The sequence below is a fragment of the Mycobacterium sp. BK086 genome, from assembly GCA_004362315.1.
Taxonomy (GTDB): Bacteria; Actinomycetota; Actinomycetes; order Mycobacteriales; family Mycobacteriaceae; genus Mycobacterium.
In genome coordinates this window covers 72,585-96,932 of the sequence record SNWL01000010.1, presented here as the reverse complement: position 1 = coordinate 96,932, position 24,348 = coordinate 72,585, and the positions used below count along the sequence as shown (strand labels likewise).

The window sequence follows — 24,348 nt, the reverse complement described above, 5'->3', positions numbered from 1 at the left end:
TCCGTGGCGCATGTCGCGTTTGGTGGCAATTGCCGGTGATCGGGGTGAAACGGTCCCGTTACACCCGCCTTGTACAGAGGTGATGTGCCGAAGTATTCGCAAGGCGATGTTGTTGATGTCGAGAAGGTGGGTGCCGCCATCCGTTCGAGCCGGCCCGTATTGGGGCTGGCCGCGCGATCGCCGGTGCATGAGCTCAATCGCCGCCAGCTGGGAACGGGTGCGGTGCTTGCCCAATCGCTGGGCTCTATCGCACCCGCCGCAGCGAGTTCCGCCGCACCGGCGGCTGCCGTTGCCGCGGGCGCTGGGTCAGGTGCGGTGTGGTCGGCGGTGCTGGCCCTCCTCGTGGCTGCCCTTGTCGCCGCAGCGATCAACGTGTTCACCCGCCGAATGGCCGCACCGGGTTCGCTCTATTCGTTCAGCGCTCAGGGCCTCGGCCCGTTGGGGGGCTTCCTCACTGGCGCTGCGCTTCTGGTTGGCTACGGCGGCATCGGCATGGCGTGTATCGCTGGCGCAACCCAGTATTTGGGGCGGGTTGCCCGATTCTCAGCTGACAACGGGGCGGTTGTTGGTCGCACGGCGTCGTCTGATTCGTTGCTTCTGGGCCTTGCCATCGTCGTTGTGGTCGGGCTGATCGTGCACCGTGGAGCGCTGAGAACCTGGCGACTGCTCCTCGCCCTCGAGGCTGTGTCGGTCATCGCGGTGCTGGCCGCCTCAGTCACCTTGCTGACGTCGTCGGGTGACCATGCGTCGCTGGCCACGATTCTCGTCGTCGCACCCTCCACCGACTCGCTCGGCTACGCCGGTCTGTTCGGTTTCGTCGCCGGTGTGATCATCTCAGCGTCGGGATTTGTGGGTTTCGAGTCCGGCACGGCTCTCGGACCCGAGGCGCGCCAACCCTTCCAGATGGTGCCGCGGGTTGTTCGGTGGGCGCCACTCATCTCCGGCGGCGTGCTTGTCGTCTCAACATGGGCCCAGGTCGACGCATTCGCGGTCACCGCAGTGGATCCCGCCGCGACGACGGCCCCCTTCCACGATTTGCTGGCCGCGCAAGGCTACACCGGCGCATGGCAGCGCATCCTCGATCTGGCCGTGGGGATCTCGTTCGTTGCCTGCGCGGTCGCCTCGCTGACCGCACTGGTAAGGCTGACTTTTGCGGTGGGCCTCGAGGGCATGTTGCCCGGGTTCCTGGCACGCGTTGATCGCCGGTTCCGCACCCCCTACGTCGCGCTCGGAGTAGCACTGCCGGTGATTGCCGCCGTGCCCCTGATTGGCATGGCGCTGGGTGTGCCGATGCGCGCATGGATCGATTCGTTGATCGCCATCGGCGTGTTCGGGTACATGTTGGCTTATCTCGGGGTGAGCGTGGCCGCCCCCCTGTTCTTGTGGCGGATCGGCGAGGCGACCGCCGGACCGGTTGCGCGCGCTGGGTTCTCAGCTGGGATCTTGGCGGGATTAGTGGCGGCGTACGTGGTCTATCAGGACCGTGCCGGCAACGCGGCCTGCCTGCTCGCGGTGGCAGCCGTGTTGGCAGCCGCGGTGGTTTACTACGCAAGGGTCAACCACACCAGACCTGAAAGTGTGCGCGCGATAGGCCTTTACGACGTGACCTCCAACGAGGACGTACTGTGGGGTCCGCGGGCGGACACCGGCGGGAACCTCCAGGGATGAGTGCGCGCCCTGGAGGCGGCGCATCCTTTCCGGCCCGGCGTGATCCCCCAATGACAGGGCGCCAACCACGCGCAGTGACCAACGCGCTGGAGGTGCTCGAAGTCGTGGCGCGCTCGGGTCCAGGCATCACCGGCCAGCAGATTGCGCGTGCGCTCAATCTGTCTCCGGCGACGGCGTACCGACTCCTCAACCATCTCGCCGCCGAAGGGTACGTCGTGCGTTTGCCCGACCTGTCGGGATTCGCACTGGGCCGCCGCGCGATCGAATTCGCCGACACAGCAGCGGAGTCCGCCGTGCACGTGTCGCGTCGAGCACGTTCTGCGCTGTCCCGCGTTCGGGCCGGGACTCGCTTAGGCGTGCACTTGTTGACTTTTCCGCGCGGCACGGTGCATCTCGCCGACGCTGACCCCGACCATCCGGTGCCTGGCGAGCTTGCATTGGCACGCGACTTCGAGCACTCGGCGATCGGTCGCCTCCTGCTTGATGAGCACCGGCGCGTCGCGAAGCCCGTGTCCTCTTGCCCGTCGGGGAGGTCCGACGGCCGCCAACTCGACACAGCCGTCCGGCTCGACGACTTCACCCCCGACACCAGTTGTGTGGCGGTCCCACTTCGGGATGAATCCGGTCGGCTGATCGGTGCCCTCGCCGTGATCGGGCCCACCGATCGGATTACCACCTCAGTTGAGGAGATACTCGAATTTCTCTGTCCCGCAGCGCTTGAGCTCAGTGAACTGCTCGCCTAGGAGGCTTCGCCGCGATGCGTTGCGCCAGCCGGCTCAGGCACCCGCGACGGCGGGCCGGGTCACGGTGTCATCCCGCCGTCGTGACGCGCGTCGAGGTCGGCGTGACACTGGCCGGCCGGTGCATGGTCGCCGGAGCACGTGGGTACGGGTGCGGGCAGGTCCAGTGCTGGGTTGCCGTCGAAGAATCCAGTTGGCTTGAGCGAGAACCCGGTCCGGTGTACCGGCATGACCGGCCAGTCCTCGGTGCGCGTCACGTGGTGAACGCCGAAGGTGTACCACACCACGATGTCCTCATTGCGCAGACCGCGATCGTGCACGATGTAGCTGGGTAGTCCTGCCCCGCCGGGGCTCTGATACGGGTAATCACCCGCAGCGAAGCGTTCCCGAGGATCGTATTGGGTCACCCATAGTTGATGGGCGACAAAACCCGCCCGACCGAACGCCGGCGCGTCCGCTTGGAACAGGTGCGCCGCGTTCTCTCCGGGCATGACCTTGTAGCCGACCGGGTCACCGACCAGATTGGTGCTGTCCTCGTTGATGATCTTCCAGTACCGCGCTGCGCGGAAGTCGAGATCGCGTTGCGCTTGCTGTTCGCTCCCAAGCGGAGTGCTAATGATTTCCCACGCGTTGCCGTAGGGGTTGTCCGGCCCCGGTGGCACGCTGCGGCTGTCAACCTCAAGAACGGTGTTGCGGGGTCCGTCGACCGCCATATCCAGGCGTGCGTTGAAGAAGTGCTGATGATGGGGCGCATAGAGTCCTGGCGCGATCTTGGTGCCATGTCGGGGGCTCTCACCGTCGTGAAGAGCACCCATCGACATGATGCCGGTGAGTTTGACTTCGCATTCGATGGTGCCGTCCTGGTAGAGATGCCAATAGAACCCGTAGTCGTAGTTCGCCAATGTCATGAACTGGGATATCACCAGGCGGCGTGAGCGCCGGACGATACTGCGGCCAGTACGGAGGTCGGTGTGCTTCCACATCGTGCCGGCGTCCTCCTCGTGCATGCAGATCGCATTGTTGATCGTCTGTCCAGTGCCTTCTGAATCGCACAGCGCCACGTCGAAGTAGAAGATCTCACCGAGGCAGTCACAACCCAACGTAAGGCTGTTGGCGTTCTTGCCGAGCCCGTCCTCGCCGCCGTCGAAGACGCATTTGCGGATCTGTGTGGGGGCGGTATCGGCGTAGGGCACCGCCATCTCCGAGATGGAGATCCGATGGGCGATCGAACGGACTCGTCCTTTGTCTTCGTAGCCCAATTGGTGGAGTACCAATCCCTCGCGCGGTGTGAATCCAACCCTGAATCGCCATTTCTGCCAACGGACTTCGTTTCCGTCGACGGTGAAGCTGGGACCTTCGGGTTGGGTGAGCAACAGCGGCTTGAGGTCGTCACGCAGTCGAGGGAATGTCGGGACGTTGTCGGGATCGGCCAGGCTCGTTTCCGTCCAGTAGTCGCCGGGCCGTGGCGGAAGCGGTACGACACCGTGATCGACGACCTCGAGCACTTCATGGCGGTCGAGATCGACGAGAACAGTCAGGTTGTCGACCGGGTGGGCGTAGGCGTTCTCGTCCTGGGAGTAGCGCACGTAGGTCAGCGGCCGGTTGAGTCGTCGGTTCGGCGAATCCGTCTCGTCGAGGTAGGCGCATGGCCAGGGCTCGATCATCACGTGTTCGAAGTCGGTGACCCCCCGTTTGTGCATGGCTTCCTGCCAGCGGTGGTCGCTGCGGACGAGGTCCTCCACCGCCAGGAAGTCGTCGAAGAGAAGACCCGGCTGCACACCGGGGATATGCGCGAGCGAGATCACCCGCCCGTCGCTGAGCGACACGGTCGCCTCGTAGGTCTTTGCCTGCTCAACATCGCGAATCACCATGAACGCGCGGCGCGGCACCCCATTGCCCGCGGCATAGTCGGCGAGTTCTGCCTTGCTTGGTTCTTGCAGTTCGATACTGACGAATCGACTGCCCTTCGGGAACACGTCGCTGGCACGAAAGATGTTCGTGGCCAGGGTGATCTCGTCAGCAGTCAGGGGAGTGAGGGGGTGTTCTGGCGAGGATGGTTCAACGATGCGCATCAGCACTCCTGGGTGTTGCGATGGTCGGGATGTTCGTTGCGAGGGCCCGCAGAGGGTGTGGTTGTCGATCTCGTCGGGAGGAGCGATCGCGGTGCGTCACACCGCGATCGCCTCGGTGAGCCCGACGTAAACGTCGGGACGGCGGGAGCGCAGAAGTAGCGCAAGGGCGAACCCACCCAGCACAGTTGCGAGCAGGACAGCCTCGATCACCACGGCGACCACGACCGAACCGCCCACCAGGGTGGGATAGTTCACGACCACAATGGCCAGAATCGCCACCAGCCCGATTAACCCCAGCGCAGGGGCGAGCTTGGTCTGCCAGATTCGACCATCGATACTCGTGCGGGCGAAGTAGACCAGTACCGCCAGGCATGTCAGCGCCATCAAGACAATCACACCGAGCGTGGTCGTTCCGCTGAGCCATGTGAAAATCTGCAGTACCGGATCCAGTCCGGAGGCGACGAGCGCGAGCAGTACCGCCATGACGGCGCCTGTTTGCACCACCGACGCGGTGTGCGGCGAGCCGTGTCCGGGGTGACGTCGCCCCACCGCTCTAGGTAGCACTCCAGCTGATCCCAGGGTGTGCAGATAACGCGTCACCACGTTGTGAAACGAGAGCACGCAAGCGAAGAGGGACGTTACCAACAGGGCCTGCACGGCGATGCCCGCTGCCGAGCCCAGATACTTCGACGTCGTGTTCAACATGAGGGCCTCGGGGTTGCCGCTGGCGACGTCAACGATCCGGGTGGGCCCCCAGGCCATGACCAACGCCCACGCGGACACCGCATAGAATGCCCCGATCGCGGCTACCGCGATATACGTGGCTCGGGGAATGGATCGAACCGGGTCTTTGGCCTCATCTCGGAACACAGCTGTCGATTCGAACCCAACAAACCCAGCAATCGCGAACATCAGCCCGACACCGAGGTTGCCCGAACGGATCACGGCCGGCGAGAAGGGTGCGAGCGACAGTCCGTCTGCGCCCCCGCGGGCGATCACCGCCACGTCGAGTGCCACCACGATGGCGACCTCCGCGATCAGGAGGATGCCAAGGACTTTCGAGGATAGCCCGATTCGCCGGTAGCCGAGCAGACCCACTAGCAGTACCGCGGCGAGCGTCCACGCCCACCAGGGAAGCGTTGGTAGGCCCAAGGATTCGGCTGCCGTCGTCGCGGTGGCGCCGATGTAGGCAAAGACGGCGATCTGAACACCTGCGTAGGTCAGGATTGCCAGGAACGCCGCGCCAAGTCCCCAACTCCCCGACAGTCCGTGCCCCACATATGTGAAAAAGGCGCCGGGCTGGGGTATGTAGCGGCTCATGGTGGATAGTCCGACGGCGAAGAACAGCAGTATGACTGCGCCCACGATGTAGAGAGCCGGGAAACCGACACCGTTACCTAAGACGAACCCGATCGGTGTGACTCCACCGATGATGGTGAGGGGTGCTGCAGCAGCGACGACCATGAAGACGATCGAGCCGGTCGTCAGTTCGCCGGTCAACCGCTCGGTGCGGATCGACGGGGCGGGGGGCGAAGTATCGCTGGGGTTGGACATTGAATATCGGCACCTCTCGAATAGCACGGACCTGGTGAAGCACGAGGGTGCCAAGCTGCTGTTATCTCAGGGTTGTGTCGCGGTGGCGATTCGCGGTCTTGAAATCGGAACGACGCCAAGGGAAATGCATTTGCTGTTACCCAACAGAAACGTGGGTCGTCGCTCCGTACGTGTCGAGTGCACTGCTGGGCCATGTCGGGTTTGCCGGTTGGCTCGCGTCGCCGTTGCGTGAAATGCGCCCGGCCGGAGCGGAAATGTTGGCAGGTTCAGTCACCGAAAGTCTTTGTTCGCATGACATTAGGCGGTCGACGAGGCGACCAAGCGGTGCCGCTAACGGTTGGTTTCGCGGCGGACCCCGGGGGTCGGCCGCTGGCGTGTATGTGCGGGTTTGGCGTTGACCGGCGGGCTGCTGGTGGCCAATTTGTCGATCATCGCCGCAGTCTGTGAAACGGCACCGGATTGCAGGACCGAATGGGCCCTACGAGCGGCACGGGGTGTGCGGAAGGGGTCGACGGCGGGTTGAGCAGCAGCGTTGCCGACCCAACCCACCCTCGACCTCACCGGCGGGGGTCCGCCAGCCTGGCGGACGACTCAGTCCCCGATCCCGAACAGCGTGGCGGCATTGGTCCGTCCGATCTTGATGCGGTCGTTCTCGCTGATCGGGCAGGTGTCAAACCAGGGTGCGAGTTCGTGCATGGATTCGTACGGGTAGTCGACGGAGAACAAGGTTCGGTCAGCGCCGACCTCGAGCAGGGTGTCGATCAGCGCCTGGGTCCGAAACACGCCACTGGTGGTGAGATAGAAGTTCTCGCGCAGGTAAGCGGTCGGGGGCTTGCGATGGCTGCCGTGGGTTTCTGGACGTTGGTGGCGCAGCCGATGTTCGACACGGGGGAGGGTGAACGGCAACGCTTCGCCCAGGTGGCCGAGAATGACGTTGACATTCGGATACCGATCGAACAACCCGCTCAGGATCAATCGCAGGGCGTGTGTGGCGGTCTCGAAGCCGAATCCCCACGCCGAGCCGAGCAGCCCTTCATAGCCCTGGTAGATGCGCTGCTGGTTGGGCAGCGGGATGCGCGGATGAAGGTAGACCGGCACGTCGAGTTCGCTGACCTTGTTCCAGAACACGTCGACTGGCGCTTCATCAAGATAGCGGGCGGTGTTCTCGTCACCGATGTTGCTGTAGCCGTTGATCAGTGCCCCCACCGCGCCAAGATCTTTGACCGCGCGCTCGAGTTCCTCGGCGGCCGCCTGGGGGTCCTGCAACGGGACCGCTGCGAACATGCGCAGCCGCTGCGGGTAGCGGCCGACGAGCTTGTCGGCGGCGTGATCGTTCATCCGTCGAGCCGTGTCAATGGCAACGGCGGCATCGGTGATGCCCTCGATCCCTGGCTGTGTGAGCGACAGGATTGAGACGTCGATGCCGGTTCGATCCATGTCCTCGATGCGCTGATCGACTTCCTGGAGTCGCCGCTGTACGTCGGCGAAGTATCCGGGTTCGGTGAAGTCGTGCGAGCCCGTCGCGGGGAATTGCTCTGCCTCCCAGTGCTCTTCGAGTGCGATCTTGCCGTTCATTGTGATTCCTCTCAACCAAGAATTTATGTACCGATCGGCACATTATTGACTGTACTCGTACCGATCGGTACAGTCAAGAGATGGCACGTCCACCGGATCCCGTGAAGCGCGAGGAGCTGCTTCGTGACGTCGTGAGGTATCTCGAAGAGCACGGAGTCAACGACATGTCGCTGGCACCGATGGCGGCGGCGTTGGGGACGAGCAAGCGCATGCTGCTCTACTACTTCGGTGACCGCGGCGAGCTGTTGGCGCAGGCGCTGGAGGCCAGCCGCCCCAAAGTCGGGGAGATCTTTCACGATGTCAGCACCGCAGACGAGTTCTGCGATGCGGCGCGCGCGTTGTGGCACGGCTTGACCCGGGGCGGTCAGCGCCGAAGCGTGCGGATGCTGTTACAGGTTCTCAGCCTGGCCAGCACCGACCCGGATACCTACGGTCCCTATGCCCGCACTGCCATCGAGGTGATGCTCGACCCCATCAGTGCGGCTCTCGTCGCAGTGGGTTACCGACGCAGCGCCGCCCGTGCACGCGCCACACTCGTCGTCTCCGGGCTCAGGGGGCTGTGCCAGGACGCACTTGTCACCGGCCAGAGTTCCCGGGTCGATTCGGCTGCCGAGCTGCTGATCTCCGCGGCCGTCGCGCCCGAGGGGTGATCGCGCGAGGCAGCGTGCAGCCACTGGGGTGCGTGGAAGGCCTGTCGTGCAGCGAGTCCGACCCAGTGTTGGAGGCTGTCCTGGACTCGCCGTCGGCTACGGTGCAGATCGCTGCACAAGTCGCGGTGTTCGGTGGCGGAGGGCATCGAGCGAAACGGTGCCGCCACCGGTGAAAACAAGGAGGAAGAACCCAAAGCAGTACAGCACCGCAAGCTCGCCGCCGTTGGTCATCGGGATGATGCCGGCCGGCAGGTGCTGAGTGAAGAAGGCGAAGGCCATGGTGCCGCAGGCAATGAAAGCCGCTATGCGCGTGAATAATCCAACGGTGAGCAGAACACCGACGACAAGTTCGATGCAACCCGCGTAGAAGAATGGCCACTGGCCGACACCGGCGGCTGGTCCCGAGGGCCAGCCGAAGAGGTGTGCGCTGGCGTGACACACGAGCAGCAGCCCGAAGATCGCCCGGAACACGCTCAGGACGATGGGTGCCTGCGGGTCAAGGCGGGCGTCCCGGTTGGGCATCGGATTGGTCATTGGTGGAGCTCCATTCATTGCGGTGGTTATCTGTCGAGCAACGCTGCTCCCGGAGATTCGTACACAAGCTCGCCGGCCGTTGGCCTACCCGACCAAATCCTCAATTCGTCAGCCAGATTCAGCCGTTCTACGACTGCCGCACTCTCGTAGGCGCCCCACTCGCTGCGCGGGATCATCCACATGACCTCGAACTCGTGGCCGTCGGGGTCGGCGCCGTAGACACTCTTGGTGGCGCCATGGCTCGCTTCGCCGGTGTAGGCGCCGGCCACGAGCAGCGTCTGACGGAACTCGACAAGTTCGTCGACGGTGTCGAGCTGCCACGCCAGGTGATACAGACCGGTGGAGCGATGCGCTCGAGGCGCCGCCACGTTCACGCCGAACAACCCCAGGTCGTGGTGATTTCCGGACCGGGGTAACCGTAGGAAAGCAGCATTGAGCCCTGCCTCGCGAGCGACGAGTTCCATACCGAAGACCTCGGTATAGAAGCGCACCGCGCGGCTGAGGTCAGCCACGAACAACACCGCGTGGTTCAGGCGGACAGGCGAGACGACCATCAACTGAGCTCTCGTTCGAAGTACGGCGCCCGGCCGGAAGGCCAGCACTTTAGTTGTAGATACAACATTAACCGTAGCAGATACTTTCTTGTAGCTACAACTGTCCGTGAGAAGATGGGTCGTGGCCACCACAGGGTTGGATCAGAGCGAACTGGCGGCGTGGGTGCGGCTCGCGTCGGTCCTCGAGCTATTGCCCGCCGCACTCGACTCTCAGTTGCGTCGCGACGCAGACCTCATGCACTTCGAGTACTTCGTGCTGGCGATGCTGTCGGAGGCGCCGAAACGAACCTTGCGAATGAGTATGCTGGCGGCCCAGACCAACGCCACCCCGCCTCGGCTGTCCCACGTGGTGAAGCGACTCGAGGACCGCGGCCTCGTGGAACGGCTGCCCTGCCCGGAAGACGCGCGTGCGACCAATGCGCGCCTGACCAGCGCTGGTTGGCGCAAGGTTCGCGACGCAGCGCCGGGGCACGCGGCCAACGTACGGGAGAACGTGATCGACGCACTAACCCCGGCACAGATTGATCAACTCGCTGACATCACCGAAGCCATCCTGGGCCGGCTCGATCCACAACGCGCGATGTCGGCGACCTACCACCGCTACGACGCGGACCCCAATCTGCGCTCTGCTGCACCGTCGTGACCGAAAGTGCTTCAGGGAATGTACGAACCGGTGGGAGCGGCTGGCCGACCTCCCCACGCCGCCGGCCGCAGTGCCGGAAGGAATCGCGCCGGTGGCATTGTTCAAGGAGATCGATGTCTCGTGCTCGATAGCGGGTACCGCTGCCGATGTGACCAGCGGATCGAATGATGTAGTGAGGTTGTGATGTGGGCGAGCTGGTACGACTACCAAGGACCTGCTGCTGTGCTGCGTTACGGCGAGCTACCCAACCCCGAACCGGCTCCCGGTGAGGTTCGCGTGCGACTCTCAGTGTCCGGGATCAATCCCGGTGACATCAAGAAACGTGCCGGCTGGCTGAACAATCCGATGGCGTTCCCGCGCATCGTTCCTCACAGCGATGGCGCCGGATACATCGATGCTGTCGGCACAAATGTTCCCGAAACGCTTATCGGCCAACGCGTCTGGGTCTATGGCGCCCAGTCCTACCGGCCATTCGGCACCGCAGCCCAATACACCACCGTACCCGCCCGTCAGGCGGTCCCGCTGCCGCACAACGTTCCCGACGACATCGGCGCTTGCCTCGGCATCCCCGGCATCACCGCACATCGCTGCGTGTTCGCCGACGGACCCGTACACGGCCGGACCGTTCTCGTCCACGGTGTGCTCGGTGGCGTGGGCTCGTTGGCTGCCCAACTCGCCCGCCGCGCGGGTGCCACCGTCATTGGAACTGTGCACCACCTGCGCGACGTCGGACTTGCCCAACAGTTGAACCTCGCGGGGATCGTGGCGCTTGACCAGCCCGACGCGGCCGGGGCGGTTCGCGAGTTCGCTCCACGCGGGGTGGAGCGCGTTGTCGAGGTCTCGCTGTCCGACAACGCCCTTTTCGACTCCAGGGTGCTGGCTCCTTACGGTGTCATCGCCGCCTACGGCACCCGCACTGATGACACCGCTATCCCATTCTGGCCGCTCCTCTTCAACAATGTGACGCTCCGCCTGCTGGGCAGTGACGACTTCCCACCCGAAGCTAAACAGCTTGCGGCACAGGACCTCACGGCGGCAGCCGCGACGGATGAGTTAATCGTGCCGATTGCTGAGCGATATCCATTGGAGCAAATCGCACGAGCGCACGGCGACGTCGAATCGGACGTCCGCGGACGCGTGGTGCTGGAGATCCCGGAGCGCCCGCATCCGCGGTGAGGGTCACTTGAGCCAGGCGACTATTCCTCCCCAGCGCACCATGCCCGCCGCGCGACCCGAAGGGGTACCCATGCGCGCATCAGCGGACGTGCCATGGGGCCCGAACTGGAACAGCTCAGCACAGTCGCACTTGGTGGCAGAAGAGTGCCAGTATTGGTGGCAGGGGAGTGCCAGTTTGTTACTGTGTGCGGTGGTGAAACCAGAACGCGTCGAGCGATCGGCCCACGCGGCACAAATAGGAGCAGAGCATGATTGACTTCAATGGCCAGGCCGTCGTCGTGACCGGTGCAGGTCGCGGTCTGGGCCGGCTTTACGCGCTCGAGTTCGCGCGGCGGGGCGCTTCCGTTGTGGTCAACGACCTCGGCGGCAGCATGCACGGCAGCGGAGCCGACTCCAGCGTCGCCGATGAGGTCGTCGATGAGATCAAGCGCGACGGTGGCAGCGCAGTGGCCTCGCACGATTCGGTGGACAGCCCCGAGGGCGCGCAGTCGATCATCCAGACCGCGGTCGACAGCTTCGGCCGGCTCGACGCCGTGGTGAGCAATGCCGGAATCTTCAACAGCATAGCGTTTGAGGACCTGTCCCCAACGGAATGGCGGCGCATGCTCAGCGTGCACCTCGACGGCGGATTCTATTTGAGCCAGGCCGCATTTCGGGTGATGAAAGACCAAGGCTACGGCCGGATCGTATTCATCGCGTCGTCTGCGGGGATGTTCGGCCAGCCGTTCGAAGCCCACTACTCGGCCGCCAAAGCGGGTCTGTTTGGCCTGACCAACACCATCGCCATCGAGGGTGGCCAGCACGGGATCCTGGCGAACACCGTATTGCCGTTCGGCTACTCGCGGATGGTCACCGATACGGTGGGTGATCCAGAATTTCTCGAACAGTCAGGCTTTTTCAAGGCTATCCAGCCGGAGTTGGTGGTTCCGATAGTAACTTTTCTCGCGAGCCGCAGCTGCACGGTCAGTCACCACAACTACTCCGCCGGCGCCGGGCGCTTCGCGCGGGTCTTCGTCGGGCTTGCCGACGGCTGGTTGGCCGAATCGGGCAGCCAACCGACTGCCGAAGACATCGCAGCGAACCTCGCGGAAGTGTCCGCGACACAACAGTTCATCATCCCGATGTCCATCGAAGAAGAAGTCATGGCCATCTGCGACCGAGTCGGTGTCAGCATCTAGCAGTTCATACTTGGCCCAAGGTCGATGCGCAGCGGCACGTGCCGGAGTCCTCGCCCGAACAGCACGCGGCCGAGGGAAGGAGTGGCAATGACGTCACCCAACAACTCCAACACCGCGCGCGCAGCTGCTCGCACAAGCGGCGAGTTCATAGCCGATGCGGCGTTGACCGAGACGGTGTTGAACGGCCGTGCGTCATTGGCTGACCGGCGCCGGGCGCGTCGACTCCTCGGCCTCGAGTCACGACGGCCGTTGCGTGTCGCCGCAATATCGGTTGCTCGCACCTGCGATCCGGTCCTGGAGGCGCAGATGCTGGTGGAACAGGTGTCAAGGATGCCTGAGGTGCGGATCGCGCCATGCGGAGAACTGGCGCTGATGTTCATCCAGCCCCGCCGCGCCGACGACTCCACGGTGTCTGATATCTGTACGGCATTACGACAGAGCCATCCGCGGCGGTTCGCGGACGGAAGTCTGCGTATGGGGGTGGGAGGCAGCGTCGCGCCCACTGTTGCCGAAAAGTCCTGGGAGCAAGCAATTGTGGCGTTGCGTTTCGCCGCACCGCGGGCATCCGGCACTCCTGCCTTGGCCGGTCGGCCATTGGTGAAATATGACAAGCTTGGCGTTTTTGCGCTGCTCGCCAAGATCCCCCGAGCAGAACTGCGCGACCAACGAGACGTCAGGGCACTCGAGGAGCTCGCGAACACCGACATGGGCGATCTGGATATCGCTGCACTTCAGGCCTTCTGCCGAACTGGTTCGTTGCGTTCGGCGGCGCAGGAACTGTACGTCCACCACAGTACGGTGGCCGATCGACTCGGCCGTGCCGCAGGCGTGTTGGGCTGGCATCTCGACGATCCCACCGACCGTTTCCGGGCCCAGTTTGCTCTGTGCGCCCTGCGGCTAGCGGATTCGCCGCCCGACCACGGTACGTTTTCACCACCGTAGGGACACGCAACCCCTGCATGCCGGGGAGCTGTTGCGTCAGAAGCAATCTCCTGCTGAACGCTCGCCGGAAGACATTGCTGAGCCGAACCCCAACACTGTCAATCGTGAACCCGAAAGGGCGCGTCAGGCCTCGTCACCGACGAGCTGTCGATAGATCTGAGGGCGAACGGACGCCCCCTCGGTAAACGGAATGATCGAACCAGGCCCTGCCCAATCGTGTATCTCCCCTTTGCGGAGAATGAAGGTGACGTCGGCGCCTTCGGCAATCGCTTTGTCCTGCAAGCGGAGCACGTCAGGAGCGAGCAACTCCAATGACCCGGTGTAGACCCAGGTTGGCGGAAGCCCCGCAACGGAGCCGTACAAGGGGCTGGCCAGCGGATTGGTCAGATCGCCGCCCGACCAGAGCAGCCCACTGGCGTTTGCACCATCGCCGCCACCCAGCACCGGATCATCGATCAGTGAGATCGCTGGATTACTCATCGAGAGGTCGACGACCGGTGAAATGAGCACCATTCGAGCGGGAGTGGGGTCGCCGCGGCGCACCAACTCCTGCGTAGCGGCGAGGGCGATATTGGCTCCGGCGGAGTCTCCGTAGACGCTGACCGCGTCAGCCCCGTGTTGATCGATCAGTGAGGAGATCAGGTCCGCAGTTTGCGGGACCACGGTGGCTGCGGTTCCCCCCTCCTGGACCAGCGGATAAATCGGCACGATGACCGTAGCGCCGGTATTGCGCACTATCGAGGCGTAGTCGTACCAATGCAGAATCGTCGGTTGAAGGTTGAACCCGCCGCCATGAAGGCCCACGATGTACTTTCCCGATGGCGATGCGGGCTGCAGAATCCACACCTGCCAGCCGCCGAACTCGGTTTGGTGCACGTTGAGGCCCTGGGTCACGAGCGGGGGAGGACTCGTGCTCGGCAAGATCGCCAAGCCAGCGCCACCGAGATTCAAACCGACAAGCTTTCCGATCGCCTTCACCAGCCGCAGCCCCGCGACCAGGACTTGCGTCACGACCGTCGGTTGACCGGTGAATCTGACCGGTGTCGTCGTGGCGCTGACCTGGACGTCGGACACGCCGGCGGGTCGTGGGACAGCGGCCGTGGCCCCGCGGTGGCCAGCGGACAGAAGCGCCCACAACCCCGTCGCCTGTGCGGGAGCGAGAGGCGATGGCGGGCCGGTGAATGGACTCGGAACGAGGCTCGCCAGACTCGACATGATCCGGCCTGGGACGCTGACGGGCACGATGGCCGCAACGGCTGCGGTAGGGGCTTGACGTGAATTCAGCGGCTCGGCGCCCGACAGTGTTGCGCCGCTGGCCGGTTGACGCTGGAAGGTCCCAGACGACGACGGTGTCGGCGTGGGCGGGGGGGAAGCGGACGTGGAACTCGCCGCAGAGCTGGTCTGTGCGCCGCCGGTACTAGTCACCGTTCCCAGCTCCGGTGACGTTGCCGCGGCGCGCGAAGTCCCTTTCCCACGTGGCGAACCCTTCGCCGACTGAGCCGCCCCGGATGGCGACGAACTTGGATCCGACGGCTGCGTCGAACTCGATGATGCTGGTGAGCTTGTCCCCTTCGTCTCGGCCGATGCTGTCGCGCATCCATATCCCATGACGACCGCGGTCCCCACACCGAGAAATACCGCCAGCTTGCCAACACGGCCCACACACATGGATGTCACCATGCCCCTGTGTATAGGCCAAAGTGTCGGCTCCTATCGCGGAACATACTGAACGAGTGCGGATTTCCGACGCTTGTCGGGCGCACGTCGCGACGGCCGACTTGCGTCGGCGACCGGCCCGCACCACGCCCTAGATAAAGACGGGCAGTGTGTCCCAGCCGCGCGTCGAGGTGGTGGGGGCGAGTTTGGCGGCGTCCCAGTCCACGTCCCAGGTGCGGAAGCGTTTGAGTACTTCCTCCAGTGCCACCCGGCCTTCGAGGCGTGCCAAGGCTGCGCCCAGGCAGTAGTGAACACCATGACCGAAGCTCATCACGTGCGCGGACTTGCGATGGATGTCAAATGTCTCACCGTCGGGGAACACCTGCTCGTCGCGGTTGGCTGAGGCGGTCAGACAGAGCAGGATGCTGCCGGCCGGGACCGTCTGACCCTGGAACTCGACATCGTGTGCGGCGACGCGCGCGACCTGATGCGATGGGGGTTCGAAGCGCAGCAACTCGTGAACGGCGCTCGGGATCAGCGACGGATCTTCCACAAGTTCGCGGCGCTGCTGGGGGTGATCGGCCAGTACCTTGCCTGCCCAACCGATCAGTCGTTGCGTGGTCTCGTTTCCCGCACCGGAGATCAGACTCACATACATCAAGATTTCGCCGTGGGTCAGTCGGCGCTTCTGGCCCTGTTCGTCGACGAACTCGACATTCAACAGATCGGTCATCAAATCGTCGGAGGGATTGTCGGCACGCCACTCGATGTAGTGGCGGTACATCTCACCGGCCGCGGCGAAGGTGTTGTCGTCGAATTCCATCGTCCCGTCCGGCCCCACCCTGTGGGTGTCATCGACGAAAACGTGAATCTGCTCTTGCTCACTCTCGGGGATCCCGAGCAGCATTCCGATCACACGCATCGGCATCTCGGCGCCGAGGTTCGCGATGAAGTCAAAGCGACCGGCCCCAACAAACTCGTCCAGGCACCGTGCGGCGTAGTCGCGCACGAGCGGCTCGATGGAAGCCATGCGCTTGGGCGTGAACACCCCTGCCACCACACCGCGGTGCACGGTGTGTAGAGGCGGGTCTTCATAGATGAACGTGCCGGGCGGCATCACGACGTTCGCCTTGATCATCTCCAGCACGTCACCCTTGCTGGAGATCAGGTTCTCCTTGTCGATCAAGCCGCGTTCCACGTCGGCGTACCGACTCACCGCGTAGAAGTCATGACGTTCGTTGTAGTACAGCGGCAACTCCTCACGAAGCCGCTTGAACGTCGGGTAGGGATCCTCGTGGATCTCCACGTCGTAAGGGTCGTAGTAGATCTCACGTGTGACGCTCACAGCCGACGCCCCGCTTCCATTGACGCATCCATCAGACCAGTGCTCCGCAATCTGGCAGTACGCTAACATAATGGCATAGCACTGCCATAACGCAGTCACGAGGTGCGCCCCCACCCGGGGCGGCGATCAGCGCGCCGATTACCACCGTGTTGGTCCAGGGCCGACTAGGCGCCCGTGATGGCGCGTAGCAGTGGTCTTGGAAGGAACGGGAGAGCATCTTGGCGACGTATGTGTTGGTGCACGGCGGTGGGCACGGTGGGTGGTGCTACCAACCCGTGGCGGGGCTGTTGCGTGCACAGGGACACCAGGTTTATACCCCGACTCTGACTGGGCTCGGCGAACGAGCGCACTTACTGGGACCCAAGGTCGACCTCGAGTGCCACATCCGCGATGTCGTCGGAGTGCTTCGGTTCGAAGACCTGCGCGAGGCGATCCTTGTGGGCCATGGCTACGGCGGGATGGTGATCACCGGTGCCGCCGACCGTGCGCATCGACATGTCGGACACCTCGTGTACCTGGATGCGCCAGTCCCAACCGACGGCGAGTCGCTCGCCGATATTGCCCCCGGCCCGATCGCTGCTCTACGCAATTATGTTTTGACACTGAACGGAATTGAGCTGTGCCATCCACCAACAGCTGAGCTATCGCTGTTGTGCGGCGTGACCGACCGTGCGATGCGCGAATGGATGCTGCCGCGGCTCACGCCACAGCCGTGGCGATGCTTCGAACAACCGCTGAAATTGAACGACGAAGTCGCCCTCAGGACTATCCCGCAAAGCCATATCGTCAGCGCGCTGGGCAGCTCTCACCGCGACGCCAGCGAGCTTCGCAAGCGGAGCGACGGGCGCTTCTGGGAGCTGCGTACCGGTCATGACCTCATGCTCACCGAGCCTGAGTGGACCGCCGAGAAGCTTGCCGCGACAGCCGAGTGGCTACCACGGAGCTACGCCCCCAGCGGCTAGCGCAGATGGCGGTGTGCGAGCGCCTGGACCCCCGCGTGAGCATTGTCCCCGACGACCACTCAAGGCCCAAGCCGTGGCCGACGTTACGCCCCATGTGGGCCCAAACTCAGAGGAGCATCCCGTATGGCCAACGTGGACAGCTTATTCAGTCTCGAAGGCAAGACAGCGATTGTCACCGGCGCGAGTGCCGGACTGGGCGTGCGGCTGGCCCGAACCCTCGTGCTTGCGGGCGCGCGGGTCGCTGCCATCGCCCGGAGGCCCACCGTTCTGGACGAGGAAGCGGCGTCTACCGGTCGCGTACTGTCAATTACTGCGGACCTCGCCGAATCCGATCAGGTCCGCACAGCCGCGAGTGCCTGCCTGGACGCATTCGACGGAAGCGTCGACATCCTGGTGAACAACGCGGCCTACCTCGCAGCCGGTGTGAAGGCCGAAGATGAGTCTTACGAGGACATTCGGCGCACACTCGCGGTGAACGTGGAGGCGCCAATCCTGTTGGCACAGGCAGTGTTCCCGGGGATGTGTGCGGCAGGCAACGGTTCGATTATCAACATCACTTCGATCACCGCCTCGGTCGGCATCGGGCGATTCCCGCAAGCCGTCTACGCCGCGACCAAAGGCGGCATGGAGGCGCTGACGAGGGAATGGGCCGCACAGTGGAGTCGCTATGGGATCCGGATCAACAGCCTCGCGCCGGGCTTCATCGAGACGGAGATGACCTCTTCGGTCATCCACGAATCCAACGTACAGAACTGGATCTTGCGTAACTCACTGCTGCCCCGGCATGGGCAGCCTGAGGACTTCGACGGAGCACTTCTGCTCCTCGCCAGTGACGCCGGCCGCTACATCACTGGCCAACGAATATTGGTCGACGGCGGATGGACGGCGCACTGAGTCGGGCACACCCCACACCCAGGCTGGCTCTAATGACTCGGGGAGTTCGCTGCACGGGTGGGAGCGCTCCGGTTGTGGACTTCGCCCGGAGCGCTGCTGTGTAGAGCTCGGCCCAAGGGCGAACGGGGAGTGCTTTTCCGATGACCAGAAAGGGCCTTCTCTCGTAGGATCTTTGGCTTCGGGCGCTCGTACGATCAGTTGAGATGGTATCCCAAAGATTTGTTCCGAAAAGGTGCGATTCATCTATCAAATTGCAGTCGAATGACATAGCTTGGATACGCCGAGTAGTCCGCAGCGCCCTGCTGCCTGGCCGAGGCCTCAAACCAGGGAGAAGTGATGTCCGAAAACTTGATCGTCGTATCCGTGGATTCGCACGCGCAGATGCCTGCCGAGGCTTGGCCGCAGTACCTCGAGAGGCGCTACCACGAGCTCCTTCCCCAACTCAACGCGGAGAACGAGGCATACACGTCTGTCATGCATCGTCTTCTCGAGCGGGACTTCGGCCCAGAGAATCTGGAATTCGTCGATCCTGACCGCGTTCTGCGCTCGGGCGGCGTGAACGGGCTCTGGGATGTCGGTACGAGGCTTGCTCAGATGGATCGCGAAGGTGTGGCGGCAGAGTTTGTCTACTTCGGCGATCCGCGCGTCACCGCACCTTTCCACGGCGCATCTAACCGCCGCTATGACGCCGACGTGTGCCAGGCCGGCATACGGGCGTACCACCGCTGGCTGGCTGACGTTTTCGGGACGGCAAAGGACCGCATCCTGGTTGTGGGCGCCACTGGTGCCTGTAACGACTTGGATCAGCTTCTCGCAGAACTCGATTGGATTTCAGATCAGGGGTTTGCCGGTACGTATCCGCCCGGTTTCACTCCAACCAGCGACACGCCGCCACTATATGACCCGTACTGGGAACCGTTCTGGCAGAAGTGCGAGCAACAGGGTTTGCCACTGTTCGTCCATGCCGGGTTCGGGCTACCTCAGGGCTTGTTATTCGACGCGATCGAGGTCGTGAAGGCGCAGGCCGAGGCGGAGGAAGGGGGTGCCGATGTGGACTGGGTGGAGCGGTTCATCACCTTGATCAGTGCCGGTGGTGACCTGTTCGCGGATGTCGGTCCGCGCAAGCCGATGTGGCAGCTCATGCTCGGCGGGGTGTTCGACCGTCATCCCGATCTGCGGCTCGTCATGACTGAGGTTCGGGCAGACTGGTTGCCCGCGACGCTGCGTCACCTCGATGAGGCCTACGTTCGCGCGCGTTCTGACCTTCCCGCCGAGCGCAAGCCCAGTGAATACTGGCAGACCAACTGCCTCACGTCACTGTCCTTCGTGCACCGCGCAGAGGTCGCGATGCGCCGCGAGATCGGTGTCGAGACCATCGCATTCGGAAGGGACTATCCCCATTCGGAGGGAACCTGGCCCAACACCAAGGCATGGCTCAGCGACGCCTTCGCCGGCGTAGCGGAGGACGAACTGCGACTGATGCTGGGCGAGAACGCTATTCGGGTTCTCAAGCTTGATCGTCCGAGGTTGGCAGAGATCGCCAGCCGGATCGGCCCGACCCTCGACGAGGTCAGTCGCCCAGAGACGCTGCTCGATCCGCGTCTGATCAGGCAATTCGATGCTCGCGGTGGCTACCTTAAACCGGCCGAGGGCGATCAGAAGATTGCCGAGATCGATGAAATGCTGGGTGTTGACCTGAGGCAGGTTGCCAGCCTCACCTGAGCTATTCCCGATGTAGCAGTCGCAGCAGTGCGCTGATGTCTTGAAGAGATCGCAGCGTGTCGTTGAGGTGCGTGCACGTGCCTGGTCCCACGAAGCCGGTCCGGACCACGTTGCGCAGCTCGCCGACGGCCAGGCCCTCCACCCGTTGGGCGCTGGCGAGAGCGCGTGGGCACTCGGGGTAGGGCAGTGGCCCCGCTTCGGCCGCGCTCGACAAGAACCGTGAGGTCTCGGGATCTACTGCACCGCTGACGGTGTATTCGTGAACGACCGTTTCCACTCCCTGAGCATCGGCGAAACTGTCGCGGAAGAAGCCGTCGACCAGGACGGCGCGGTCGTCCTGCCAGACGTCGAGCCGGCGGTGGCGGCGTGTCCCGTATGCGGCCAGTGGGCCGATCTCGTGCCAGCCGAGGCTATCGTCGTCGGACTTGACCGAGGAGGCCACCGGTCCGAGCGTTAGCGGAGGCCCGTTGTCGGTCAGCCCGTTCAGCAATGTTCCGTCCGCGACCCAGCCGGCGCAGATGTCGACGGGCAGGCCGCCTGAGGACTTTTTCATGTCGAGGCCAAGTCCCGCGACGCGCAGCGCCCGCCCACTGAGCATGATGGCGGTCGGCAGGTCGTCTAGGAGTTGGTAACGCAACGATCCCGAGTCGGATTCCGCTGGCATGGCTTGGTTTACGCGAGCGCGGAACCCGCTGAACGCACCGGCTCCGATTAGGGTGGCCAGGTTTGAATGCGTTGGCTCGACGACGATCGATGTGATCGTCGCGGTGGCGAAGTCGGCCTGCACATCGAGCTGTGCCGTGTCCAGCACCTGTGTGCCGCCGTGATCCGGGGTGAGCAGGTCACGGCCACGGCCCAAGACGGTGACCGGTCCGTTCAATCCCTCGAGCCGAGTGCAGTCGTGGGTGACGGTTCGCCGCACAGATCCGCGGCGCCGCGGTGGCGTCGAGGCGGTCACCGACATCGTGATCCTCCTGATGTGTTAGCTGGGTTGGGTGCGTCGCTCAGCGGCGGCGCGCGCACGCTCACGGAGTTCGGACTTGAGCACCTTGCCGGTCGCGTTGAGGGGCAAGGCGTCGACGATCTCGACGTAGCGGGGGACTTTAAAGTTTGCGAGATGCTCGCGCGCGTAGGCAATCACCTCGTCGGAGCTGACCTGCGTTCCCTGGCGCGGGATCACGAACGCGGCGCCTACTTCGCCGAAATAGCCGTCGGGCATCCCGACCACCGCCACTTGCGCCACCGAATCGAGGCCAAGGAGTGACTTCTCGACTTCTGCCGGCGCGACGTTGAAACCGCCGACGATGAACAGGTCCTTCTTTCGGTCGGTGATACGCAGGCAACCCTGGTCGTCAAAAAAGCCGATGTCGCCGGTGCTCAACCAGCCGTCCGTCACCGCACGTGCGGTCGCCTCGTCGTCATTGAAATACCCGCTCATCAACAATGGACTGTTGATGAGTAGTTCACCCTGCTCGCCGCCCGGCAGATCGGTCCCGGCGTCATCGACGATCCGTATCCGGACCCCAGGGAGCGGGGTGCCGACCGTGCTTGCCACGACATCGGGCGAATCGTGCGCGGCGGTCAACGACGCCAGCGCGTGATTCTCGGTCAGGCCATAGGCCGACAAAATGTCCGTGACGCCGAGCTCATCGCGCACACGGCGGACCAATTCGGCGGGTATCGACGCAGCGCCGATCATCGCGTGACGAAGGCTCGAGAGATCAAACTCGTCACGCCGATTATGGTCCAGCAGTGCTGAGAACATCGTCGGAGGTCCCGGGAAGTGTGTAATGCGTTCGCGGTCAATGAGTTCGAGTGCAGCCGTGGCGTCGAACACCGCCAGCGGATATGTGGTGGCGCCCGCCATCAGACCGATCATCCAGCCAGCCTTGTAGCCGAAGCAATGAAAGAACGGGGTCGGGACGAGATAGCGGTCGCCCGCGCTGAGGCCGAAGCGCTCGGCGAAGATGCGGTACCCGTCCAGGCTCGCACCGTGGCGGAGCATCACCCCCTTGGGCACGCCGGTCGTCCCCGATGTGAAGATCACATCGCTGATGTCGTCCGGTCGCCCGGCGTTGATCGCCGCGTCGACCCGGTCGATCGGGACTTGTTTACCACCTCCGAGGAATTCGGCCCATCGGCTCGACGCTACCGCGCCCGGGTGCGGAAGTTGAACAACGTTGCGCAGCGCACGAAGCCCAGGTGCTACCCCCCGCAGCGAGCCCACGAAATCGCGGTCGAGGAACCCATCCGCGACGAACAGAACCCGCGCGTCGGTGTTGGCCAGGATGTACGCGGCTTCGGTTCCCGTCAGCCGTGTGTTGATCGGCACCAGCCAGGCACCGGCAGCGTGCGCTCCGAGTGCCGCGGTGATCCACGCTGCACTATTCGGTGCCCAGATCGCAACGCGGTCACCAGCTTCGACGCCGAGGGCGATGAGGCTGGCCGCGACGGCGCGCATCTCCTGCGCGGTGTCGACAAAGGTTAGGTGGTGATCACCGTCGACGATGGCCGCGGCACCGCCAAATCGTTCAGCGCTGGCCTGAGCCATTTGTGGGATCGTTCCGACGTGCGCAACGCCGCCCGTTTCGCCGTCATCCATGACCGCCTCGCATCGCGAGGCGTAGCTCTTCGACCAGCAACGGAACGCATTCCTGAAACGGAGCCACGACGCCAACGTCCGCGTGCTGCCAAACCGGCGCATCGGGGTCGGGGTTGATGGCCATCACGGTGGCCGCGGACCGCACGCCGGCCATGTGGTTGAACTTGCCGCTGGTGCCGATCGCGATGAACAAACGCGGCGATATGGCGCGGCCGGTGACCCCAATCTGTCTGGCATGCGGCATCCAGCCGGAGTCCGTCAGCTTGCGGGTGCAACCGATGTCCGCATTCAACACACGACGGAGTTCGTCGAGCTGGTGCAGCTCGTCGGACTTGACGCCCTGGCCAATACCGAGAACAACCGCGGCCTCATCCAGCGACTGCAGCGAATCCTCTTGGCGCCGGGCCAGGACGCGTACTCGACCGCGCGACGGCGACTGGATCGTCACCTGCTCGGCGACCTGGTCCCTGCTCGTCCATCGGGGCATCACACCGGCGCGCACGGTGGCCATCTGAATCGGTGACGTCGCGGTGACCGCGGCGACCAGCTGGCCACCGAACGCGGGCTTCCAGGCGACGAATCGACCGTCGATTACATCGACTTCCACCGCGTCTCCGGTGAGGCCGGCTTCGACAGCCACTGCCACCCGCGATGCGACCTCGCGGCCATAAGCGGTGGAGCCGGCCAGAATGACGTGAGGGTGCGCGGTGCGCGCCCACGTTGCGATGGCAGACGCGACATCTTCTTCGATCTCCGAGCCGCTGATGCGTACCAGCCGATCGGCGCCCCATGCGCCGGCCGCGGCGGCACTAATCGCCGCGGGTGCGAGCAGGAGCGTTGAACCGTGCGTCTCGGCTGCCAATCGTGCAGCCAAGCCGCAAAGATCTCGGGACAAGCTCTCGTGGGCTGGATCGGCGATCACCGCGATGACCCCGCCTCGGCCGCCTGTCGCTGGCAACGGTGAGTCTGGCTGCGTATCGCCTGGTACGAGTGAGCCGCGGTCGAGGAGTTGGCGCACTGCCTCCTTGACCTGGATGGCCAATGGCGCATCGGGTGTCAGCGAACGCTGCCGATCGACCGACATCACGCGGCACTCACCGACGGTCGTCAAGCTGCCTGCCGCGCCCCACGGTCCGGGTCCGATGTCGGTAGCGCCCAGTCTCTGGATGAGGCTTGCCGCCACGTTTGCTCGTTGTTCCGGAGCCACTTTGGCCGGGTCGCACAGCCGCTCGGCGCAGGACAAAAGCGCCGGCAGCGCGATATCGACTTCAACCCAATTGTCCTCGTGCTCGCATCCGAGGTGCAATAAATCCGAGTCGAGCTCCAGTCGTTTGACGCCGGTGGCGAAAGGGAGGTCGAGTAGCTGCGCGAGCTGGGGTGGCACTTGACCGGTATCGGCGTCCAGTGAGTTCTTCCCGGTCAAGACCAAATCGAAGGGACCTTCGCGCCGGAGAGCACCCGCGAGGGCTCGGGCCGTCGCGATCGTATCGCTGCCAGCAAACACCGGGTCGGTCAGCAGGAGACCACGGGCGGCAACGCCGCGTTCGAGTGCCCAGGCGATCGCCTCGCGCAGCGCCTCCTCCGCGGATGCCGGTCCGAGCGTCAGGACCGTGACCGAACTACCTGGCGCAGACGTCGCGAGTTCGACAGATTTGGCGACCGCTCGCCGACAGAACGCGCTCATTTCGAGATCGGTTCCATCGCGGACGAGCCGACCGTCATGGCCAAGTTGGAGTTCTTCTACCGCCGGTATCTGCTTGACCAGCACGGCGATCCGCAACGGTCGGGGTGTCGACGCCATGCCGTCAGGCATTTCTGATGTCCTGAGAGGCGGTACCGATGATGGCTATCGCAGCGACGGCGCTGCGAAGGGTTTGTTTC

Annotated in this window: 21 protein-coding genes; 10 read left to right on the top strand and 11 right to left on the bottom strand. The window is 64.0% G+C overall.

Translation table 11 applies throughout. From position 1 onward, the window contains the following. The first annotated feature begins 84 nt into the window (after positions 1-84). Together EV580_RS32305 and EV580_RS32300 are read left to right on the top strand one after the other, a co-directional pair. Entirely contained in the window at positions 85-1,668 is a 1,584-nt protein-coding gene (locus EV580_RS32305; protein WP_166654987.1) for an APC family permease, read from the top strand. A gap of 74 nt (positions 1,669-1,742) precedes the next feature. Continuing rightward, on the top strand, positions 1,743-2,411 hold the full coding sequence (locus EV580_RS32300) for an IclR family transcriptional regulator (RefSeq protein WP_158279034.1): 669 nt from the start codon (positions 1,743-1,745) through the stop codon (positions 2,409-2,411). A gap of 59 nt (positions 2,412-2,470) precedes the next feature. Here EV580_RS32300 and EV580_RS32295 read toward each other — a convergent pair whose 3' ends face one another. The 3 genes from EV580_RS32295 to EV580_RS32285 all read right to left on the bottom strand — a co-directional run bounded on the left by EV580_RS32295 (position 2,471) and on the right by EV580_RS32285 (position 7,609). Next, positions 2,471-4,480: a primary-amine oxidase gene (locus tag EV580_RS32295; RefSeq protein ID WP_133696903.1), complete on the bottom strand. Its 2,010-nt coding sequence runs from the start codon at positions 4,478-4,480 to the stop codon at positions 2,471-2,473. Between the two features lie 96 nt (positions 4,481-4,576). Beyond that, positions 4,577-6,034, bottom strand: coding sequence for an APC family permease (locus EV580_RS32290; RefSeq protein WP_133696901.1), 1,458 nt, complete (start codon positions 6,032-6,034; stop codon positions 4,577-4,579). A 591-nt stretch (positions 6,035-6,625) separates the two neighbouring features. Further along, complete coding sequence (locus tag EV580_RS32285; RefSeq protein WP_108055239.1) at positions 6,626-7,609, bottom strand: amidohydrolase family protein; 984 nt, start codon at positions 7,607-7,609, stop codon at positions 6,626-6,628. Between the two features lie 80 nt (positions 7,610-7,689). On the opposite strand from EV580_RS32285, the gene EV580_RS32280 reads away from it, so the two are divergent. Then, positions 7,690-8,259, top strand: coding sequence for a TetR/AcrR family transcriptional regulator (locus EV580_RS32280; protein WP_133696900.1), 570 nt, complete (start codon positions 7,690-7,692; stop codon positions 8,257-8,259). 96 nt (positions 8,260-8,355) lie between these two features. Here the strand turns inward: EV580_RS32280 and EV580_RS32275 are convergent, their stop codons facing one another. Further along, entirely contained in the window at positions 8,356-8,793 is a 438-nt protein-coding gene (locus tag EV580_RS32275; protein ID WP_108055241.1) for a DoxX family protein, read from the bottom strand. Between the two features lie 26 nt (positions 8,794-8,819). After that, entirely contained in the window at positions 8,820-9,347 is a 528-nt protein-coding gene (locus EV580_RS32270) for a VOC family protein (protein ID WP_108055242.1), read from the bottom strand. 121 nt (positions 9,348-9,468) lie between these two features. Here EV580_RS32270 and EV580_RS32265 point away from each other — a divergent pair, with 121 nt between their 5' ends. The 4 genes from EV580_RS32265 to EV580_RS32250 all read left to right on the top strand — a co-directional run bounded on the left by EV580_RS32265 (position 9,469) and on the right by EV580_RS32250 (position 13,286). Continuing rightward, entirely contained in the window at positions 9,469-9,990 is a 522-nt protein-coding gene (locus EV580_RS32265; protein ID WP_199238896.1) for a MarR family winged helix-turn-helix transcriptional regulator, read from the top strand. A 183-nt stretch (positions 9,991-10,173) separates the two neighbouring features. Further along, positions 10,174-11,166 carry an NADPH:quinone reductase gene (locus tag EV580_RS32260; protein ID WP_132163765.1) on the top strand — a complete coding sequence of 331 codons (993 nt, stop codon included), beginning with the start codon at positions 10,174-10,176 and terminating at the stop codon, positions 11,164-11,166. A gap of 248 nt (positions 11,167-11,414) precedes the next feature. Next, positions 11,415-12,344 carry an SDR family NAD(P)-dependent oxidoreductase gene (locus tag EV580_RS32255; protein WP_108055244.1) on the top strand — a complete coding sequence of 310 codons (930 nt, stop codon included), beginning with the start codon at positions 11,415-11,417 and terminating at the stop codon, positions 12,342-12,344. 87 nt (positions 12,345-12,431) lie between these two features. Continuing rightward, positions 12,432-13,286 (top strand): PucR family transcriptional regulator, encoded by an 855-nt coding sequence (locus EV580_RS32250; RefSeq protein WP_166654986.1) that lies wholly within the window; start codon positions 12,432-12,434, stop codon positions 13,284-13,286. Between the two features lie 123 nt (positions 13,287-13,409). On the opposite strand, the gene EV580_RS33985 is transcribed toward EV580_RS32250, so the two are convergent. The 3 genes from EV580_RS33985 to EV580_RS32240 all read right to left on the bottom strand — a co-directional run bounded on the left by EV580_RS33985 (position 13,410) and on the right by EV580_RS32240 (position 16,287). After that, entirely contained in the window at positions 13,410-14,264 is an 855-nt protein-coding gene (locus EV580_RS33985) for an alpha/beta hydrolase fold domain-containing protein (protein ID WP_166654985.1), read from the bottom strand. A gap of 439 nt (positions 14,265-14,703) precedes the next feature. Beyond that, positions 14,704-14,883 (bottom strand): hypothetical protein, encoded by a 180-nt coding sequence (locus tag EV580_RS33980; protein ID WP_158279037.1) that lies wholly within the window; start codon positions 14,881-14,883, stop codon positions 14,704-14,706. Positions 14,884-15,093: 210 nt separating this feature from the next. After that, positions 15,094-16,287, bottom strand: coding sequence for a cytochrome P450 (locus EV580_RS32240; RefSeq protein ID WP_286171963.1), 1,194 nt, complete (start codon positions 16,285-16,287; stop codon positions 15,094-15,096). A 230-nt stretch (positions 16,288-16,517) separates the two neighbouring features. Here EV580_RS32240 and EV580_RS32235 point away from each other — a divergent pair, with 230 nt between their 5' ends. From EV580_RS32235 to EV580_RS32225, 3 genes are all read left to right on the top strand, one after another. Continuing rightward, the gene (locus tag EV580_RS32235; RefSeq protein ID WP_286171962.1) at positions 16,518-17,249 is read left to right on the top strand and encodes an alpha/beta fold hydrolase; all 732 of its coding nucleotides are present in this window, start codon (positions 16,518-16,520) and stop codon (positions 17,247-17,249) included. A 123-nt stretch (positions 17,250-17,372) separates the two neighbouring features. Then, positions 17,373-18,143, top strand: a complete 771-nt coding sequence (locus EV580_RS32230; RefSeq protein WP_108055249.1) for an SDR family NAD(P)-dependent oxidoreductase — start codon at positions 17,373-17,375, stop codon at positions 18,141-18,143. A 336-nt stretch (positions 18,144-18,479) separates the two neighbouring features. Beyond that, a complete protein-coding gene (locus tag EV580_RS32225; RefSeq protein ID WP_108055250.1) occupies positions 18,480-19,865 on the top strand; it encodes an amidohydrolase family protein in 1,386 nt (461 codons plus the stop codon). A 1-nt stretch (position 19,866) separates the two neighbouring features. On the opposite strand, the gene EV580_RS32220 is transcribed toward EV580_RS32225, so the two are convergent. Genes EV580_RS32220 through EV580_RS32210 form a run of 3 tightly spaced genes read right to left on the bottom strand, consistent with a single transcriptional unit; the run spans position 19,867 to position 24,280 of the window. Beyond that, positions 19,867-20,829, bottom strand: a complete 963-nt coding sequence (locus tag EV580_RS32220) for a DUF2889 domain-containing protein (protein ID WP_108055251.1) — start codon at positions 20,827-20,829, stop codon at positions 19,867-19,869. Positions 20,830-20,847: 18 nt separating this feature from the next. Continuing rightward, a complete protein-coding gene (locus tag EV580_RS32215; RefSeq protein ID WP_132163817.1) occupies positions 20,848-22,467 on the bottom strand; it encodes an AMP-binding protein in 1,620 nt (539 codons plus the stop codon). Then, positions 22,460-24,280: an FAD-binding protein gene (locus tag EV580_RS32210; protein WP_108055253.1), complete on the bottom strand. Its 1,821-nt coding sequence runs from the start codon at positions 24,278-24,280 to the stop codon at positions 22,460-22,462. The genes EV580_RS32215 and EV580_RS32210 overlap by 8 nt, the downstream gene beginning before the upstream one ends. Between the last annotated feature and the right edge of the window lie 68 nt (positions 24,281-24,348).